Below are 18,055 nucleotides of genomic sequence, written 5' to 3'. Positions count from 1 at the left end.
TTGAGGGGGATTCGTTTCTCATGAACATCGCTTTTTTCTTGCTTCCCAAACAGGAAGTTGCTTGTGTAACGGCGGATGCTACTTTACGGCAAACGTTGGAACGGATGGAATATCACCGTTTTACAGCGGTTCCTATTTTGGATAAAGAAGGTAGATATACAGGTACAGTTACAGAAGGTGATCTGTTGTGGCATATGAAAGAGTCCGAGGGGAAAATCACCTTTGAAAACGCTTCTAAGTTTATGCTTAAGGACGTTCCGTTGCGGGTTACGATGAAGCCCGTATCCATTGACGCGAACATGGAGGATTTAATTAATTTGGCGAAGGTACAGAATTTTGTGCCCGTCGTAGATGATATGGAACGGTTTATTGGCATTGTACGTCGCAGCCAGATTATTGAGTATTGTGAAAAATTTGTGTCCAGGGAATCGCTTAATACTTCAAGCTAAAATAAGCAGCAAAGCTGGTCCGAAAATAACGATTTACCTTATGGGGTAACAGTTATTTTCAGAATAGGATATGCTATAATGGAGAATAAAGCTTTTTCAGAGGGGTGTGACTCTTCATCATATGCCTAAAGAAATGGATGTAGTTAAACGAGCCAAGGTTATTGAATGGCTTAAAACAGAGGTGCTTGACCAAGTCTCCCGTCTGTTTAAGGCGATGTGGGAAGGCAGTACAGCCCGCATTGGTGATTGTTTGGCGAGTTTGGTGATGAGCAGTTATATTTTGGGGAGGCGCCTTGGAGTGTCTTACCGTGAATTGGATGATCTACTCATCGACAAGCTAAGAAAGCACAGAAAAGAAGGACACCAGCTGGAGGATTGGTATCAGGACATTTCCGCACTGGAAGAACATATGCGTAAGAGGTGAAAACGTTGAAATTCCGCTTGGCAACTGTAGCATGGAGCGTCATTTATTTGCTTCTGCTGCTGACTCTATTGACACCATTAAGAATCATTACCGTATTTTTGCTGATTGTGCCTGGCGCTGTATTGTTTTCATCGCTGCCTTTCAAAGGATTTCTGGTCCACGTCATACCGGTGCTGTTAATTATAGCGCTACTCGATGTGTATTCGCTGCTCCCTGCGATTTATTTTCTGATTCCTTCAATAATGATGGGACGGATTTATAAAAAGGGAGGACCTGCTTTTCAGGCGTTGATGACCGGAATGGGCATTATTTTAGCCGAGTTGTTGGTTGTTCTGTTTATCGCTACGTATTCTTTTGGGTTTGATCTTTCGCAGTACCTTCGTGATCAGGCCGCGATATCGGCAAGTATAGTACAGCAGGTTTTGAGTGCTAATCCGATGTTTTCGAACATGAATTGGACAGCGGAGGATACGCAGAAACTCGGTACAATGCTGATTGGAAAAATTCCGTATGTGCTGATCATGACCTCGTTCATATTGGCGGTGATTACGCATGCTTTGGCACGTCCGGCATTGAGCAGTCTCGATGTACCGGTACGCAAAATGAAGCCTGCTCGCGAGTGGAGGCTACCGCGCGCGCTGATCTGGTATTATCTGCTGGCAATTGTAATTGAATGGATAGCAGGGTCTTCCGATAGCAGCTGGATTCAAATGGTTTCCATTAGTATGCTACCGCTGATTCATGCATGTTTTATTATCCAGACGATTGGTTTTGTATACTTTTGGACGCATAGCCGTAAAATGAGCCCGGTGATTGCGTTGCTGCTGTCGCTCGTCGTTCTGGTGTTCCAGCCGCTCCGCATTATAGGTATTATTGATTTGGCCTTTCCGCTGCGTGAAGCTATTACAAGATCAAAGAAATAGGGTGAACAGTCATGCCTAAATTTCTACAAAAACGCTGGCACGGCTATCAGACGGTCTGGGCGTTTTTACTGCTGCTGGTGCTTGTCATATGTATTTCCATGTACAACTGGGAACTGGGTGTGATAGGACTGCTGCTGTCATTCTTGCTCGGCGGACTGATGCTGAAGACGGAATTGGATTTTCGTCGGGAACTGAATCAATATATCAGCGGTCTTTCCTTCCGGATCAAGCGGGTGGAAGGGGAAGCGATTAGTACATTGCCGTTCGGCATCATTTTATACAGTGAAAATCGAACGGTAGAATGGCACAATCGGTTTGCCGGGGAGATGTTCCAGGAGCAATCGCTGATTGGTGAGTCTCTTCAAGATTTGTTTCCTCAACTCGCAGGTGCTCTAAGCACCAAGAAGGAAACAAAGGAGCCTGCTCGTGAGCTGAAGGTGGAGCTACAGCATGATGAGCGTCATTATCAGTTTCTGATCGTGCCCGATGAGCGTCTGATATATTTGTATGAAGTAACGGAGTTGGCGGTGCTACGCAAGCAGTATGAAAACGAGCGGTTGGCGCTCGGTATCGTCATGCTCGATAATATGGACGAGGCTGCTCAGGGAATGGACGATCAGCAACGCACCGCGCTTATTGCAAAGGTGTCAAGCGAGATTACATCTTGGGCTAATCAGTACAATATTTATTTGCGTCGATTATCTTCTGAGCGTTATCTCATTATGCTAAATCATAAAGCGCTTCAGGAGCTGGAGCAAAGTCGATTCGTCATTCTGGATACCGTAAGGGAAATGACGGCGGATTTAAAAGTACCAATGACACTGAGTATTGGCTTGTCCTTCGGTGCAGAGAGCATCAAGGAGCTAGGCGAGCTGGCCCAATCCAGTCTAGATATGGCGCTTGGACGTGGGGGCGATCAGGCAGCAGTGAAGGCGGGACAGCGCCTGTCCTTTTATGGAGGCAAGTCCAATGCTGTCGAGAAGCGTACCAGGGTGCGTGCCCGAGTCATTGCACATGCGCTGCGTGACCTGATGCAGGAGAGCGACCGCGTCCTGATCATGGGACACAAAATACCGGACATGGATGCATTGGGAGCGGCCATCGGTGTGTGGAAGGCTGCGGCACTTTACAATGTAGAGGCACATATCGTACTGGATAAATCCAATCCGTCTATCGACCGAATGATGGAGCAGGTAAACAAGGATGAGAAGTTATCGCAAGCGCTCATGACGCCAGAGCAGTCGCTCCAGCTGATGACTGAGCACAGTCTGCTGGTCGTGGTGGACACGCATAAGGCCTCAATGACGATTGAGCCGCGTCTGGTGCAAACGGCCAGCCGGGTGGTGGTTGTCGACCATCATCGTCGGGGCGAGGAATTTATTAACGATTCGGTTCTGATCTACTTGGAGCCATATGCGTCATCGGCCTGTGAGCTGGTGACCGAGCTGCTGCAATATATCCATGAGAAGGTCCAACTGACACCGCTGGAGGCAACATCACTGCTGGCGGGGATTACGGTGGATACCAAGCATTTTTCGCTGCATACAGGCTCGCGTACATTCGAGGCAGCCGGCTTTTTACGGCGTAGTGGGGCAGATACAGTAATGATCCAGCGCATGTTAAAAGAGGACTTGGATGAATATATTGCTAAGGCGGAAATTATTAAGCATGCTAAAATGATATATGGGCATATCGCAATTGCGGTAACTGAGCCCGGACAGAAAATACCGCAGCTCCTGATTGCTCAGGTGGCGGATTCATTACTCAATATGACGGATGTACTGGCCTCCTTTGTGGTCAGTGAACGTCCTGACGGCCTGGTGGGGATCAGCGCCCGTTCACTCGGACGCATGAACGTACAGGTCGTCATGGAACGGCTAGGCGGCGGAGGACATCTGACGAATGCGGCGGTTCAGCTGGATTGCCCGCTGGAGGAAGCTAAGCGCAGAGTGGTCGACGTGCTGGCCGAAATTGATGGGGAAGAGGGGTTATTTGAATGAAAGTGATATTCATTAAAGATATGAAGGGCCAAGGCAAGAAGGGGCAAATTAAGGAAGTGTCGGACGGTTATGCAGCGAATTTCCTGTTGCCGCGTGGTGTTGCCCGTCCAGCGACAGAAGGAAATATGAAGACGCTGGAAAATCAGAATGCTGCTGAGGAAAAGCGCAAGCAAGAGGAAAAGGAAGAGGCTCAAGCGCTCGGCAAAAAGCTGGAAGAGACAACGATTCAGCTCAAGGCGAAGGCTGGTGAAGGTGGACGGCTGTTCGGCGCGATTACAAGCAAGCAAATCGCGGAGGCAGTAGCTAAAACTGGCATCAAGCTGGACAAACGCAAAATTGAGCTGGAAGAACCGATTCGTACGTTGGGCGTGACTCAAATGACCGTTAAGCTTCATCCTGAGGTCAAAGCTACGCTGAAAGTACAGGTGACTGAAGAATAATTATGGGCGGCGAATTTTTTGATCGGATTCCTCCGCAAAATCTGGAGGCTGAACAGGCGGTTATCGGGTCTATTTTGCTCCAGTCTGAAGCACTGATTACCGCAATGGAGCGGGTGCAAACCGAGGACTTTTATGATAAGGCTCATCAGATGATTTACGAAGCAATGATTGAGCTGGGTGAATCCGGACAGCCGATTGACTTGGTTACGCTGACCTCGAAAATTCAGGACAAGGGACAGCTAGAGGATATCGGCGGTGTCAGTTATCTGGCGAAGCTGGCTCACGGGGTGCCAACAGCGGCTAACGTGGATTACTATGCCCAGATCATTGAAGAAAAAGCGATGCTTCGTCGCTTGATTCGTGCAGCTACACAGATTGTGAGCGAAGGCTATAGCAGTGGCGAGGATGTCGCTGGTATGCTGAGCGATGCTGAGCGCAAGATTATGGAGATATCCAACGGGCGCTCAGGTAGTGGCTTTATTGCCATCCGCGATGTCGTGATGGAAGTGTTTGACCGCGTTGAATTGCTGCATCAGAACAAGGGCAATACGACCGGGATTCCGTCCGGGTTTGTTGATTTGGACAAGATGACGGCGGGTTTCCAGCGCAATGACTTGATCATTGTGGCCGCCCGTCCATCCGTAGGTAAAACAGCGTTCGCTCTGAATATTGCGCAAAACGTTGCAGTTCGGGCAAAAGAGACAGTAGCCATCTTCAGTCTGGAGATGTCGGCCGCTCAGCTCGTGCAGCGGATGATTTGCGCCGAGGCCAATCTGGACGCGAACGTCATGCGGACAGGTGAATTTAAAGGCGACGACGATTGGGCGAAGCTGACGATGGGCATTGCAGCCTTGTCAGAGGCGGAAATCTATATCGATGATACGCCCGGCATCACTGTGGCTGATATCCGTGCCAAATGCCGCCGTCTCAAGACGGAAAAGGGACTGGGTATGATCGTAATCGACTACTTGCAGCTTATTCACGGACGAGGCAAAGCAGGCGAGAACCGGCAACAGGAGGTATCCGAAATTTCACGGACATTGAAGCAAATCGCCCGTGAGCTTGAAGTGCCTGTAATTGCCCTCTCCCAGCTGAGTCGGGGTGTGGAGCAGCGTCAAGACAAGCGGCCGATGATGAGTGACTTGCGGGAATCGGGTTCTATCGAGCAGGATGCTGATATCGTGGCGTTTCTGTACCGGGATGATTACTATAATCAGGAAACAGAAAAGAAGAATATTATTGAGATTATCATTGCCAAGCAGCGTAACGGCCCGGTCGGTACGGTAGAATTGGTCTTTCTCAAAAATTATAATAAATTCGCTAATTACGAGCGTGCCCATTCGGATGCGTTCGCCGGATAACATATTAGTATCATTAGAAAAGGCTCTTTCGACGCGGATTTCGCGATCTCGAAAGGGTCCTTTTTTATAGGGTTCACGTATTTTCATATAAGGAATGAAACTCTCAATTACGAACAATACTATTTTCATGTAATATAATGTTCGCTTTTTATTTGACTTTAAAAAATGGTGCTGTTACACTTATAGTGCTGCTTCAACGCAGTGGGGAGAACATTACGCCCGGGGCTTTCCGAACCTACGGAATGTCTGCGACGGACGTTTTTTCCTGCTGTCCGAGAACGCTCCATATCTGCTCGCTCAGGCGGTTGAAGTCGGATATGCGTAGTGTGTCAGCTCAAAATCAGAGTGTCTGTGGGCACTCCACGGAGGAATGAAACATGTCAACTGTAGTCGTTGTGGGAACACAATGGGGAGACGAAGGCAAAGGTAAAATCACGGACTATCTGGCGGAAAGCGCTGAAGTGGTAGCCCGTTACCAAGGCGGAAACAATGCTGGTCATACGATTCTCATTGACGGTAAAAAGTACAAGCTGAGCCTGATTCCATCCGGCGTTTTTTATGAAGATAAAAAGTGTGTTATTGGCAACGGCATGGTAGTAAATCCAGCCGCTCTTATTGAAGAAATTACTTACATTCATGATAATGGCTTTTCCACAAAAAATCTGGTCATTAGTGACCGTGCACATGTGATTATGCCGTACCATATGACGCTGGATGTGCTGGAAGAAGACCGCAAAGGTCCTAACAAAATTGGTACTACCCGTAAAGGGATCGGCCCTGCTTATATGGATAAAGCTGCACGTAACGGTATTCGTATTGCTGATTTGCTGGATGCAGAGGAATTCGAAAAGAAGCTGCGCCATCAAACGAAAGAAAAAAATCAAGTGATTGAACAAGTATACGGCGGCGAGCCGCTGGACGTAGAAGAAATACTGAAACAGTATCTGGAGTATGCTGAATTTATCCGTCCTTATGTAGGAGATACGTCTGTCGTGTTGAATGATGCGATTGACGCAAATCAAAAGGTACTGTTCGAGGGTGCGCAAGGCGTTATGCTCGATATCGACCAAGGTACGTATCCGTACGTTACGTCCTCCAACCCGTCGGCTGGCGGCGTATGTATTGGTTCCGGTGTGGGACCGTCCAAGATTCAACAAGTCATCGGTGTAGCTAAATCGTACACAACTCGTGTAGGTGATGGACCCTTCCCAACTGAGCTGAACGATGAAGTCGGCGATTACATTCGTGAAACAGGTCATGAGTACGGTACGGTTACAGGTCGTGCTCGTCGTGTTGGCTGGTTTGACAGCGTCGTTGTGCGTCATGCCCGTCGTGTCAGTGGGTTAACGGGTCTTTCCCTGAACTCGCTGGATGTATTGACTGGCCTGAAAACAGTGAAAATTTGCACAGGTTACAAGTACCACGGCGAGGTGATTACGCATTATCCGGCTAGCCTGAAAATGCTAGCGGAATGCGAAGCGGTATATGAAGAAATGCCAGGTTGGAGCGAAGACATCACTGGCGTGAAAACGCTGGAGGAACTGCCTGAGACTACACGCAATTACGTACAACGCGTGTCTGATCTGACAGGTATCCCAATTGCTATTTTCTCGGTTGGGCGTAATCGCGATCAAACAAATCAGGTGCTTCCGATTTATTTGTAGGACAAGAATGATATAGCTATTGATACATGTTCAAGGAGAGAGGCTGTTAGCAGCCTCTCTCTTTTTTTTATTCTGTGAAGTGTTAAATGGTTCCTCCCCCTTTACATAATCTTATCTTCCTTGTCGATTTGTGATAACAAACCCTCTCTATAATCCAAATAGAAAAGAGATTCGGACGTCTAGACGTCTTGAGAGGGATGAATTATGAACTGGTATCTTCGCTCACTCGGCACACGCAAAATTGTGGAATTCATCGTGCTTGTCATTTTCGTCATTTTTTTCCTGGGACCTCTGACCAACCTTCTCCTTTTGGCGGTTTCGGGAAAATGGCAGTATCCTGCACCGCTTCCGCAGAGCTTGTCACTGGAATGGTGGAAGTTTGTACTTACCCAGGATGATGTACTCAGCTCGATTTCCCTATCCTTCCTGATTGCGATTACCGTTACGGTCTGCTCCATTATCGTATGTATTCCTGCTGCTTATGCCTTTGCACGAATTTCTTTCCCGCTCAGTAAGTGGTTTCTTTTCTCATTCCTGCTTACGCATGCTTTTCCGAAAATGGGTTTGTATGTGTCCATTGCCGTACTATTCTACCAATTCGGGTTGATGAACACCTTTGCAGGTATTGTGCTTATCCATATGGTAAACACGCTCATGTATATGACCTGGATTCCTTCCTCTGCCTTCCGCAGCGTACATCGTGCACAGGAGGAGTCAGCGCGGGATGCCGGAGCCGGACCATTTCGGGTGTTTTGGAAAATCACCTTTCCTATGGCGCTGCCCGGCATTGTGGTCGCCTCCATCTTTACCTTTCTTGCTTCACTAGATGAAGCACAGGGGACACTCCTTGTCGGAACACCGGACTATAAAACAATGCCAGTCATCATGTATTCCATCATTGCTGATTATCCGAGCACAACGGGCGCTGTTTTCTCTGTCATTCTTACTCTGCCAACGATCATTCTGCTATTGGCAGCCAAGCGTTTTGTAAGTGCGGATGTACTGGCAGGCGGATTTCAGGTGAAATAACGTAATTGGTCAAAAGAGGAGTTTGCAAAATCCTGAAAAAGGAGCCTAAGCTAATGCCCATTCAATTATCCATTCAAGAGTTAACCAAGCGCTTCAAGACAGGAGACGGAGTCAAAGGCATTTCACTTGACGTGATGAAGGGAGAGCTGGTGACACTGCTAGGACCTTCCGGCTGTGGTAAAACAACCGTGCTTCGCTCCATTGGCGGCTTTTTGGACCCGGACAGTGGCGACATTCAGATTCAGGGTAAAAGCGTACTCAAGCTGCCGCCCGAAAAGCGTCCGACGGCTATGGTGTTCCAAAGTTATAATTTGTGGCCGCATATGACCGTGTATGACAACCTGGCTTTCGGGTTGAAGATTCGAAAGGTGAAGAAGACAGAAATTGACCGTCAGGTGAAGGAAGCGCTAGCGCTGGTTCGGCTAGAGAGCGCAGAGCGTAAAACGCCAGGACAGCTCTCGGGCGGTCAGCAGCAGCGGGTAGCACTCGCTCGGGCTTTGCTGCTAAAGCCTGATGTATTGCTGCTGGACGAGCCTTTTTCCGCGCTTGATGCCAAATTGCGCATGGAGATGAGAGAGGAGCTGCGCGATATCCAGACCCAGACAGGGATGACGATGGTGTTCGTCACCCATGATCAGGAGGAGGCGCTGTCCATTTCCGACCGAATCGTCGTTATGAATGCGGGCCGAATTGAGCAACTCTCTTCACCGCAGGAGATTTATGACAAGCCACAGTCACTTTTTGTAGCGGGTTTTATTGGCCGTATCAATTTATTAAAGGGGGTGAGCACAGGTCGCAGTGTCTCTGTGAGCGGAATACCGTTTGCACAAGAGCATGAATACACAGGTGAATCCATGATTGGTGTAAGACCAGAGGATATTGTTCTGACGACGGAAGAAAATGGTTCTCTAGCCGGAACGATCAGACAAGTGATGATTCTCGGGCATTATGCGGAAGTTTCGCTGGATAGCGGTACCCATCATCTGAAAATGTTTGTGCCGCGTGAACGAGCGGCCGAGCTGCGCAGTGGAGAGCACATCAGATTCAGCTTCAGTAAAATTGTTACTTTTCCATCAGCACAGTGAAGATTCACGATCAACCTCTATATCGCATCAATGTCCATCACGAACGCATCATCTGGTGATGCTGCGAACTTGTGCAACTATCTAAAGGAGGCAACAACGTGTTTGGGAAAAAGAATATGGGTCTGGTTTTGGCAGGGGTACTTAGTTTATCGTTGTTGGCTGGCTGTGGAAACGGCGGTAATGCCGCCACGGCTACTGGGGAAGCCAAGTCTACAAAAGCGGGAGCGGCTACGGGAACGACGGAAATTTCCTTGTACACTGGAGGGTCCCTGAACGTCAAAGAGCTGTGGGAAACGTTAATCAAGGACTTTGAAGCTAAAAATGATCACGTTAAGGTCAAACTGGTGTATTTGCCAGCAGGGACCGGAGGCGCATCTACACTGGATCGTCTGATCGCAGCCAAGAAAAGCGGACAAACCGATACAGATATCGACCTGTACGAAGGCAGTCTGGATGACATCACCAAAGGGGTAGGCGAGAAACTGTGGGAAACGGTGGATGCTGCCAAGGTTCCAAATTTGAAGAATGTTGATGAAACATATCTCGAGCAAGTCAACAATCAGGCCATTCCATACCGTGCCTCTTCGGTTGTCCTTGCCTATAACAGTGCAAAAGTAGCAACACCTCCGAAAACAGCCGACGAGCTGTACACGTGGATTCGTCAGCATCCGGGTAAGTTTGCCTATAATGATCCGTCCACTGGTGGGTCAGGCAGCTCGTTTGTGAACACGGTTATCTATAATTTCCTTCCACCAGAGGCGATGAACAGTGATGATCCGGCAAATATGAAGAAATGGGATCAAGGATTCTCACTGCTCAAGGAACTGGGTCCTTCGATGTACCAAAAAGGAGTCTATCCTAAGAAAAACCAAGGCACGCTTGATATTTTGGCAAGTGGAGAGGTTGACATGGTTCCAGCCTGGTCTGATATGGCGCTCGAGCAACTGGCTAAAGGGCTGCTTCCAGACACGGTGAAGCTGACACAGATCGACCCTGCCTTTACAGGTGGACCCTCTTATCTGATGGTTCCTTCGCTTTCCTCCAAAAAAGAAGCAACTCAGGAATTCTTGAATTATATACTGACGCCCGAAGCGCAAACGGTGGTTATTAATAAAATGTACGGCTATCCGGGGATTAAGTGGAATCTGATGCCAACGGAGCTGCAAGAGAAATTTAACAGTGTATCTTCTGGATACCGCAGCTTTAACAGCGGAGAGCTTCAGCAGGAAATCTACAAACGCTGGCAAAGTGAAGTAGCGGGCGGTTGATCATGAGTTCATTGTCCAAAAGGGGGATGCTGGGGCTTGCCCTGGTCATCCCGTCTTTTCTCATTTTGCTGGTCGTCGTTATTATTCCGATTCTCTATGCCGTGAAGGAAAGCTTGATTGATCAATATGGAACGGGCTACGGACTGGCCAACTATATTCGGTTGTTCACGGAACCTGCCATGCGTAGAAATATCATGTATACCATTAATGTCACGTTAGTCTCGACGGCCCTTACTCTGGTCATCAGCTATGCTTTGGCGGTTTATCTGAGATTCGGTAAAGGGGTTGTCGTGAAGTGGATAGGTCGGTTGTATTTTATTCCGATGTTTGTTCCCGGTGTAATTGCAACGTATGCGATCATTACCATGTATGGTAATCACGGTTGGGCTGCACGTCTTTTGCTGCCGCTTGGCATTGAGACGATTCCGAGGATTATTTATGACTACAAAGGGCTGGTGCTGGCTAATTTGTGGTTCAACATTCCGTTCGCAACCATGCTGCTCAGCTCGGCACTTGCCAGCATTCCAAACGCTGTCGTCGAAAGTGCCAGAGATGCCGGAGCCAGCACGATGCAGCTGTTTGGGCGCTTTATTTTACCCCTTTCCTACAAAACGATGTGGGTTGCGGTGACCTTCATTTTCATGGGAATCATGGGAAGCTTTACGGCTCCCTTCCTGATCGGTGCCAACTCGCCACAAGTGCTGGGTGTTGCGATGCAGCAGGTGTTTTCCAGCTATCAGGAGACGCATACGGCCAGTGCAATGGCAGTGTTTATGTTTTTACTGTGTTCTTTTATGGGCTACTTTTATATTCGGACAATGGTGAAGGATGCGGATGCCAGCTAGACCGCCGTTATACACTAAGGAGGTTACAGGGATGAACAGCCAAGCAGAGGTGCAAATTACCGGGTTTAGTGGGCGAGCGTGGGAAAAGGATCTGCTGGATTGTGGTTATCGGATTGCCTTACACAAGGCGGAGGTTGAGCTCAGTCCGGGAAACGGATTCCGGTTTACATTTTCCATGCCAGAAGACGGATACGCGGAGCTTGATCTGTTCGCCAGATCAGACAGTGACTGGGCTGCGACAGATCGAGAATCTGCCTTTGTACGTCTCTACCTGAATGAAGCCTATAATCAAGATGTCATTTTGTACTATGGTAGCAGTCAGGGAGTGTACACCCGTTTGTTGGGATATCTAAAAGAAGGCGATTACGAGGTCTATGCCGAATTTCGCGAACTGGAATCGGCTCCGCTTGTATCTCGAGCATGGATCGACGGGGTTGAACTGCGCTGCGTGGCTGATTCCTCTCCAAGATCGCTGATTTATCGCCATACCCCGCTTTTATATGGCCGTAATCTGTCACATCCTTATGAGAATCGCTTTACGGATACACCGCTTGTTTTGTTCTATTCCATAGAAGTGAACGAGGGGAAGACGGTCATCGAATACCAGATGATGTTCAGCCATGAAGATGAGGGAACGCCCGCGCCGCTGCTTATGAGCAAATGGGGAAGAACCACCGATATCGAATGGATGTACCGCGTAGAGCTAGATGCAGAGGACAATGTTCTGGAAGCTGTTTTCCAGGGGGCACATCATATTACGACTGCGTTTAATGGGAATTATGATCTGGGCGGGCATCCTGTTCTCCAATCCGCAACAACCAACGGAAACTTTAAGGATGACATTTCATCGGACTATCGTTTTATGCTGCCGCCTGCTTTCCATTGGAAACCAGAGGAAGAGCCGCGTGAGGCTGTCATGAGCCGTTTTCCTTTTGCCTATCAGGTCACTGGGTGGGAGATGGAACGTCAGCAGGAGCTGGAAATGCCATCACAAGCGTCTTCCATTACACTTGCACACCAGCGTAGCTATGTGTTTATACAGACTTCCAAACGCCCCTTGCGGGATTCAGGCAGAGAATCGGTTCCAGCGTCCAGACCTGGCTTCAATCGGCGTGAGGAGGATGCCTGTGTCGATGTCCAGCTTCGCCTTCACGGCTCGGAGCAGTGGTATTCATCGTGCCATTATGATCTGAGACTCGGGGAATTTAGAGCCGCTTATGAGGGTGCAGAGTCACATTTTTCTACCACGGTCAAGCTGTCTGGAGAAGCTGTGCTTGAGGATATAGCTGAAATCAGAGCCGTATTGCTGGAAGGCGGTGCGGACAGCATGGAAGTGGTCGGACTGTGTGCTTTTACGTTAAACGAAGATAATCTCCCGCAGTTTCCAGGTATTCGTACAGACCGGGTGATTGAGCTGACGCGGCTTCAACCCGTGGGTGTTTTGTGGGCGGCAGACAAAGACATGTCGGGTGATGAAGAACATACTGTGAATGATATGGTGAAACATGTTGTGGATGAACCGTCTAGCCAGGATGGGGAGTCATGAGCAGACTACTGTATGTGGAAGGAACGGTCGACAGAACCTGCACCCAGAGCCATATTACGTACTCTTTTCATATTCCACAGCCGACTGAAACGATCCGTATTCACTTCTCTTACACGCCCAAGTTATTGGAGGATCAAGAGCAAGCACGAGAAATCATTGAGGAGAGCATGAGCAAATACGGATACGAAGAGCCGGGGCATTCATCCGATCTATGGAAGAAGTATATACCGCTGCAAAATTTATTAACGCTGTCTGTCGATGATCCTCTCCGTCACCGCGGAAATGCGCACCGTCCCGAGATGCAGCAGGAGCATTGGCTCGGTTCGTCTGCGGCTTCCCCGGGATTCCTTGCAGGAGATCATCCGCCAGGCATGTGGCGGATTACGGTCAGTCTGCATGCCGTTGTGACCGAGACGCTTGCCTACCAAATTCATGTATTGGGGGAGGAAGCAGCATATGCTTAAATGGATTCCGGCTGAGCTTCACACCCATACGCTTCACAGCGACGGCAAGCAAACACTGGAGGAGCTGGCCCAAAGTGCAGCCAATCTCGGGCTTGAATGTATCGCTATGACGGATCACAACACGCAATCGGCACTTGCGGATCAGGAACGGGTTCAGCGGCAGTTCGGTCTCCCGATCATTTCAGGGATGGAGTGGACGACCTTTTACGGGCACATGCTGACGCTTGGGGTTGACCGCTTTATCGACTGGCGTGTGCTAGGACCAGATGACATCCATGAGGGGATTCGGCAGGTGCATGAGCAGGGAGGCATTGCAGGGATTGCCCATCCGTTCAGGATCGGAAGTCCGATCTGCACGGGGTGCTTTTGGGAATACACGATTCAGGATTGGCATGAGGTGGATTATATAGAGGTCTGGTCAACGCTTATGCCATCTATTAAGCGGGATAGCCAGCGGGCGTTTGCCATGTGGACCGATTTGTTGAATCAGGGGTATCGCATCACTGCGGTAAGCGGTCGGGACTGGCATGTATCTAAACCGGATGATGCGCTTCCGGCTGTTACGTATCTGGGGGTTCATGATGAAGCAGAAGAGCGAGAAGGCTTAGCAGGCCGGGCAGTTGAGGCGATTCGCCACGGTTCAGTGTCAGTTACAATGGGACCGTTACTGACGATGTGGGCACAGATTAAGGGCAAAGAAAATCGTTATCACATCGGCGAATGTATAGAGCTGACTGTAGAGGATTCACTATCGGTGACGGTTCAATTGGATGTGGAAGCAAGAGCATCCCATTATAACCTCAAGCCTCAGAATCTTCGTCTTCTGCTGACAAGTAGTCATGGAATATGTTCCGAGATCCAGATCCCTGCTCACACAGGAGAATATACGCTGTCATTGCAAGATCCGCTAGGAAAGGGCTGGATACGAGCGGAGCTTTACGGCTGCATGGAAGACTGCGTGATGATGATTGCTTTTACGAATCCGATTTATATGGCTTAACACAATAGAAAGGCTGGGCTTCGGACGGTGTCAACAAAACAAGAGAACATAAAGCAGCTTATAGAAGAATATATGAAGGTTAATCAAATGGGTCCGGGGGATCGGCTGCCGTCGGAAACTGCACTTTCCCAATCGTTTCGTGTCTCACGTACGACGCTACGGGGAGCTATCCGCCAACTGGAATCGGAAGGTAAGCTACTAGTAAAACACGGGAGTGGCACGTTTGCTACTTGTCCGCTGCCGAGTATTCCAAGCTCGCTGGACCGCCTGTACAGCATCGGGGACATGATTCGTTCGGCAGGGTTACGGGAAGACGAGCAGCTGGAATCCATTCAGAGAATTTCGGTTTGCCCTCCTGATATTGCCGAACAGATGAGATTTTCCGAAAATGAGCCCATGATTGCCCTAGAGCGTACACGAACTGCCAACGGAGAGGCTGTAGCCCACTCTATAAACTGGATGCCAGAGAAATTAGCCGGTCCCATTCTGGAAGGTGACTCTTTTTCAGGCTCGCTTTTTCAGAGTCTTGAGTTCAAGGCGGGGGTGCGAATCGTCGGAGCGTATTCCGAGCTTACCGTTCCCAACTATGACGACGCACATATGACACGTCTGCTGAAGCATCCGCAGGCTACGGTATTACTATTGAAGCAGCTTCACTATGATGAAATGAACAGGCAGGTGCTGTATTCTCTGGATTATGTCCGCAGTGACATTTTCCGTTTCTGGGTGCGTCGTACGCGCTGATTCAATCAGAATGTGGCATCTTCTATTGAATTGTGCTAGTTTTACATATTCCATGGGTTAAAAATCGTCATATCTCGTCAATACTGATCTATATGCACTTCATGATGATACACACATGGCAGGATGCGTATAAGGAGGTAACGGGATATGAGGTGGCTTGGATGGCTGCTCAAAAAAGGAATGACGGTGGTGTTGGTTAGCGCACTAACGCTGGCAGTGACAGGTGTAGTCGTTAATGCTTATGTTCAATCGCTGCTGCGGCAGTTTAACATTCAGCTCGATCATCAGCCCATATGGGGATTGGGTTGGCTAAAAGGCAGTGCGGGTACGGACCAAAGCACAAACACGGGGAAGAACAAGACGACGGGAAGTGGCTCGGGAAGTGTAACACCGCCTGATGATGCGTTGCCTGTCATGGGACAGGGCTTAGAAGAAAGCGGGAGTGAGGCTGGTGGCGTAGCCAATGGCAAGGTATCTCAGGAGGGGGCCACGTCGGCCGGAACATCAGGCAACGAGTCACGGAAGCAGGCAGAAGGTACAGCTACACCCGAAACGAGTATTGAAGGCCATGATTTAGTGATTACGCCCGACCATTTGACGGAGAAGAAGAACAACTTACCAGCGGCACAGAAGCAGGAAATTTTTGCGATTCTGATGAATAAGCTGCCGCCGGAGGAGATGCAGAAAATATCAGCTGCGATGGAAGGCGGTCTCACCGAGCAGGAGCTTCAGGATATTCAGCAGGTGCTTGCGAAGTATTTGACCAAAGAGGAATATAACAAGTTGATGGATTTGCTTAAATGAGTATTTTGCAAAATCTTGAATAATAAACGATGAATTCATGGGAAATGTTTATGCTCAAAATAGGACTGTAGAATCCGCGCCATGCGCGGATTTTTTTGCGTGTCAGGAAGGAATTGGAGTGTAGTTGAATTCTTTGTAAAGGCTATGTTAAAGTAAACAGTGTTGTGAAAAGGTTAAATTTTTGAAACCTTTTACGCAACTATGCAATGGTAGATAGCGACTAATATCATAGATGCTTGTGAATACAGGCTAGGTTCATAATGTGAAAGACCAATAACGAACGCATTTATATAGAGATAAGATATGCTGAAAAGGAGAGAGTCATGAAGGTTTTGAGGGAGCAGGATTCACCAGACAGCAGGAATGCAGACTCAAACGTTGCAGACAAGCCTGCTGTGGAAGCGGGGAAAATAGCAAAGTGGTGGAGCGGTCGGAGAAAATGGTTGAGCTGGACGGCAGGCGGTGTGGTGATTGCAGGCAGTCTTATTTTTGCGAGTAATCAGTATGTCGGGGCTAACACAGTTCCTTATTATAAAGTGTATGTAAAAGGCGTCGAGGTCGGGAATATCTTGAATGAGCAACAACTTAAACAGCTGTACGCAACGAAGAGCAAACAATATAAGGACAAGTATCCCGGCGTCGATATGGTGCTCAATACGAGCGCGGTAACGACAGGCATTGAGAAGGCATATAAAGCGGATATCGACAGCGCGGCCACGCTGAAGAAGCTGGACGGTATGCTGACAGCGTATGCCAAAGGGGTAGAAGTGAAGGTCAACGGTCAGACGGTTGGCATTGTAAAGGACAAAGCGACTGCACAAGCGGCTTTAAAACAAGTACAGAAGAAGTACACACCTGTGGGTGAGGGTACATCTACAGGCATCAAGGGGCTGGTTCGCAAAACATCCGTGGGCAGCAGCCATGCGAGTGCTAGTACTAAAACCCCTAAAGCATGGCTGGAGTCTGCCGGTATCCGTGAGAAAATCGCGTACGAGCCTGTGAAAGCAGACCCGAACAAGGTGCTGACGGAGGCAGAAGCAGTCAAAGTGTTGACTGAGGGGCGTGAGGCTCCTATCACGTATACAGTGCAAGAAGGCGATTCTTTGTCGTCGATTGCAACTAAATTTAATATGACCGCTTGGGAGATTAAGCAGAACAACCCTGGCTCGCGTGAGCTGTATTTGCAAATTGGGGACGAATTGAAGCTTACTGCTCCGAAGGCTCCGGTTACGGTGCGAACAGTAGAGAAGGTCGTCGAACAGATTGCCATCGAGCCTGAGGTTGAGATTCGCCAGAGCGATGAACTGAAGGCAGGAGTTACCAAAGTAGTCAGACCGGGACAAGCAGGTCTTAAAGAGATGGACTATCGTTTGACCAAGGAGAACGGCGAGGTCGTGCAAGAGGAATGGCTCGGTCAAAAGGTGCTGCAGCCGTCTGTTACTGAGGTGGTTCTTAGAGGGACGAAGGTCGTGGGAGAAGGCTCAGGACAGTTCGCTTGGCCGGTGTCCGGCGCATCGATGTCGAGTAGCTTTGGCGCACGTTGGGGACGTATGCATGAGGGTGTGGACTTGGTCGGTAGTGCTGATATTCACGCATCAGATGAAGGCGTGGTATCATTTGCAGGTCAGCAGAATGGATACGGCAATGTCATTATGATTGATCATGGCAACGGCTACCAAACCGTGTACGGGCATTTGAGCAGCATTGGCGTTCATGTAGGACAGGTGGTTCAGCAAGGCGAATCGATTGGGGTCATGGGGAACACAGGACGCTCGACCGGAACGCATCTGCATTTTGAAATTCGTAAAGATAATACGCCACGCAATCCAATGACGTATTTAAGATAGATTGGATGTTTATATCGAGAGTTACATGATTTATGAGAATCAAAGGGAAAGGCCATGTTTTTCTGCATGCTTAACATTAGGTGCAGGCATGGTTTTTTTCTGCGTAAAGAAAAGGGTCTAGAGAAGTAATGGAATGGCTCACGGGTATGATAGAATAGAATA

17 protein-coding genes are annotated in these 18,055 nt (G+C 48.7%); all 17 read left to right on the top strand.

The features are described 5' to 3' along the window. Positions 1-20 precede the first annotated feature (20 nt). The 17 genes from MKX30_RS19735 to MKX30_RS19655 all read left to right on the top strand — a co-directional run bounded on the left by MKX30_RS19735 (position 21) and on the right by MKX30_RS19655 (position 17,893). Positions 21-449, top strand: a complete 429-nt coding sequence (locus tag MKX30_RS19735; protein WP_013312792.1) for a CBS domain-containing protein — start codon at positions 21-23, stop codon at positions 447-449. Positions 450-570: 121 nt separating this feature from the next. Next, positions 571-873, top strand: coding sequence for a MazG-like family protein (locus tag MKX30_RS19730; RefSeq protein WP_013312791.1), 303 nt, complete (start codon positions 571-573; stop codon positions 871-873). A gap of 5 nt (positions 874-878) precedes the next feature. Then, positions 879-1,796: a DUF2232 domain-containing protein gene (locus tag MKX30_RS19725; RefSeq protein WP_023991139.1), complete on the top strand. Its 918-nt coding sequence runs from the start codon at positions 879-881 to the stop codon at positions 1,794-1,796. An 11-nt stretch (positions 1,797-1,807) separates the two neighbouring features. Beyond that, a complete protein-coding gene (locus MKX30_RS19720) occupies positions 1,808-3,796 on the top strand; it encodes a DHH family phosphoesterase (RefSeq protein WP_341063308.1) in 1,989 nt (662 codons plus the stop codon). Further along, on the top strand, positions 3,793-4,236 hold the full coding sequence (rplI, locus tag MKX30_RS19715) for a 50S ribosomal protein L9 (protein ID WP_023991137.1): 444 nt from the start codon (positions 3,793-3,795) through the stop codon (positions 4,234-4,236). The genes MKX30_RS19720 and rplI overlap by 4 nt, the downstream gene beginning before the upstream one ends. 2 nt (positions 4,237-4,238) lie before the next feature. Next, positions 4,239-5,597, top strand: a complete 1,359-nt coding sequence (gene dnaB, locus MKX30_RS19710; RefSeq protein WP_023991136.1) for a replicative DNA helicase — start codon at positions 4,239-4,241, stop codon at positions 5,595-5,597. A gap of 377 nt (positions 5,598-5,974) precedes the next feature. Then, a complete protein-coding gene (locus tag MKX30_RS19705) occupies positions 5,975-7,261 on the top strand; it encodes an adenylosuccinate synthase (protein WP_023991135.1) in 1,287 nt (428 codons plus the stop codon). A 204-nt stretch (positions 7,262-7,465) separates the two neighbouring features. After that, positions 7,466-8,290 carry an ABC transporter permease gene (locus MKX30_RS19700; RefSeq protein WP_023991134.1) on the top strand — a complete coding sequence of 275 codons (825 nt, stop codon included), beginning with the start codon at positions 7,466-7,468 and terminating at the stop codon, positions 8,288-8,290. 53 nt (positions 8,291-8,343) lie between these two features. After that, positions 8,344-9,375 carry an ABC transporter ATP-binding protein gene (locus tag MKX30_RS19695; protein WP_028540976.1) on the top strand — a complete coding sequence of 344 codons (1,032 nt, stop codon included), beginning with the start codon at positions 8,344-8,346 and terminating at the stop codon, positions 9,373-9,375. Positions 9,376-9,473: 98 nt separating this feature from the next. Continuing rightward, entirely contained in the window at positions 9,474-10,643 is a 1,170-nt protein-coding gene (locus MKX30_RS19690; protein WP_028540975.1) for an extracellular solute-binding protein, read from the top strand. Between the two features lie 2 nt (positions 10,644-10,645). Further along, positions 10,646-11,488 carry an ABC transporter permease gene (locus MKX30_RS19685; protein WP_023991131.1) on the top strand — a complete coding sequence of 281 codons (843 nt, stop codon included), beginning with the start codon at positions 10,646-10,648 and terminating at the stop codon, positions 11,486-11,488. Positions 11,489-11,519: 31 nt separating this feature from the next. Then, positions 11,520-13,034 carry a hypothetical protein gene (locus tag MKX30_RS19680; RefSeq protein WP_023991130.1) on the top strand — a complete coding sequence of 505 codons (1,515 nt, stop codon included), beginning with the start codon at positions 11,520-11,522 and terminating at the stop codon, positions 13,032-13,034. Continuing rightward, positions 13,031-13,498 carry a hypothetical protein gene (locus tag MKX30_RS19675; RefSeq protein ID WP_023991129.1) on the top strand — a complete coding sequence of 156 codons (468 nt, stop codon included), beginning with the start codon at positions 13,031-13,033 and terminating at the stop codon, positions 13,496-13,498. Before MKX30_RS19680 ends, MKX30_RS19675 begins: the two co-directional genes overlap by 4 nt. Next, the gene (locus MKX30_RS19670; RefSeq protein ID WP_023991128.1) at positions 13,491-14,498 is read left to right on the top strand and encodes a CehA/McbA family metallohydrolase; all 1,008 of its coding nucleotides are present in this window, start codon (positions 13,491-13,493) and stop codon (positions 14,496-14,498) included. Before MKX30_RS19675 ends, MKX30_RS19670 begins: the two co-directional genes overlap by 8 nt. A gap of 27 nt (positions 14,499-14,525) precedes the next feature. Then, the gene (locus MKX30_RS19665; RefSeq protein WP_028540973.1) at positions 14,526-15,242 is read left to right on the top strand and encodes a GntR family transcriptional regulator; all 717 of its coding nucleotides are present in this window, start codon (positions 14,526-14,528) and stop codon (positions 15,240-15,242) included. A 147-nt stretch (positions 15,243-15,389) separates the two neighbouring features. Beyond that, positions 15,390-16,046 (top strand): hypothetical protein, encoded by a 657-nt coding sequence (locus MKX30_RS19660; RefSeq protein ID WP_023991126.1) that lies wholly within the window; start codon positions 15,390-15,392, stop codon positions 16,044-16,046. Between the two features lie 323 nt (positions 16,047-16,369). After that, complete coding sequence (locus MKX30_RS19655) at positions 16,370-17,893, top strand: M23 family metallopeptidase (protein WP_023991125.1); 1,524 nt, start codon at positions 16,370-16,372, stop codon at positions 17,891-17,893. Positions 17,894-18,055 lie beyond the last annotated feature (162 nt).

This window comes from Paenibacillus sp. FSL P2-0173, from assembly GCF_038008045.1.
Lineage (GTDB): Bacteria > Bacillota > Bacilli > Paenibacillales > Paenibacillaceae > Paenibacillus > Paenibacillus polymyxa_B.
Note: the sequence above shows the minus strand (reverse complement) of the source record. Positions and strands in the feature narration are given on the sequence as shown.

What these genes read in the sequence shown, in the direction of transcription:
- MKX30_RS19735 (WP_013312792.1), top strand. Translation starts at nt 21, where the DNA reads ATGAACATCGCTTTTTTCTTGCTTCCCAAACAGGAAGTTGCTTGTGTA.
- MKX30_RS19730 (WP_013312791.1), top strand. Translation starts at nt 571, where the DNA reads ATGCCTAAAGAAATGGATGTAGTTAAACGAGCCAAGGTTATTGAATGG.
- MKX30_RS19720 (WP_341063308.1), top strand. Translation starts at nt 1,808, where the DNA reads ATGCCTAAATTTCTACAAAAACGCTGGCACGGCTATCAGACGGTCTGG.
- rplI (WP_023991137.1), top strand. Translation starts at nt 3,793, where the DNA reads ATGAAAGTGATATTCATTAAAGATATGAAGGGCCAAGGCAAGAAGGGG.
- dnaB (WP_023991136.1), top strand. Translation starts at nt 4,239, where the DNA reads ATGGGCGGCGAATTTTTTGATCGGATTCCTCCGCAAAATCTGGAGGCT.
- MKX30_RS19705 (WP_023991135.1), top strand. Translation starts at nt 5,975, where the DNA reads ATGTCAACTGTAGTCGTTGTGGGAACACAATGGGGAGACGAAGGCAAA.
- MKX30_RS19700 (WP_023991134.1), top strand. Translation starts at nt 7,466, where the DNA reads ATGAACTGGTATCTTCGCTCACTCGGCACACGCAAAATTGTGGAATTC.
- MKX30_RS19695 (WP_028540976.1), top strand. Translation starts at nt 8,344, where the DNA reads ATGCCCATTCAATTATCCATTCAAGAGTTAACCAAGCGCTTCAAGACA.
- MKX30_RS19685 (WP_023991131.1), top strand. Translation starts at nt 10,646, where the DNA reads ATGAGTTCATTGTCCAAAAGGGGGATGCTGGGGCTTGCCCTGGTCATC.
- MKX30_RS19680 (WP_023991130.1), top strand. Translation starts at nt 11,520, where the DNA reads ATGAACAGCCAAGCAGAGGTGCAAATTACCGGGTTTAGTGGGCGAGCG.
- MKX30_RS19675 (WP_023991129.1), top strand. Translation starts at nt 13,031, where the DNA reads ATGAGCAGACTACTGTATGTGGAAGGAACGGTCGACAGAACCTGCACC.
- MKX30_RS19670 (WP_023991128.1), top strand. Translation starts at nt 13,491, where the DNA reads ATGCTTAAATGGATTCCGGCTGAGCTTCACACCCATACGCTTCACAGC.
- MKX30_RS19660 (WP_023991126.1), top strand. Translation starts at nt 15,390, where the DNA reads ATGAGGTGGCTTGGATGGCTGCTCAAAAAAGGAATGACGGTGGTGTTG.
- MKX30_RS19655 (WP_023991125.1), top strand. Translation starts at nt 16,370, where the DNA reads ATGAAGGTTTTGAGGGAGCAGGATTCACCAGACAGCAGGAATGCAGAC.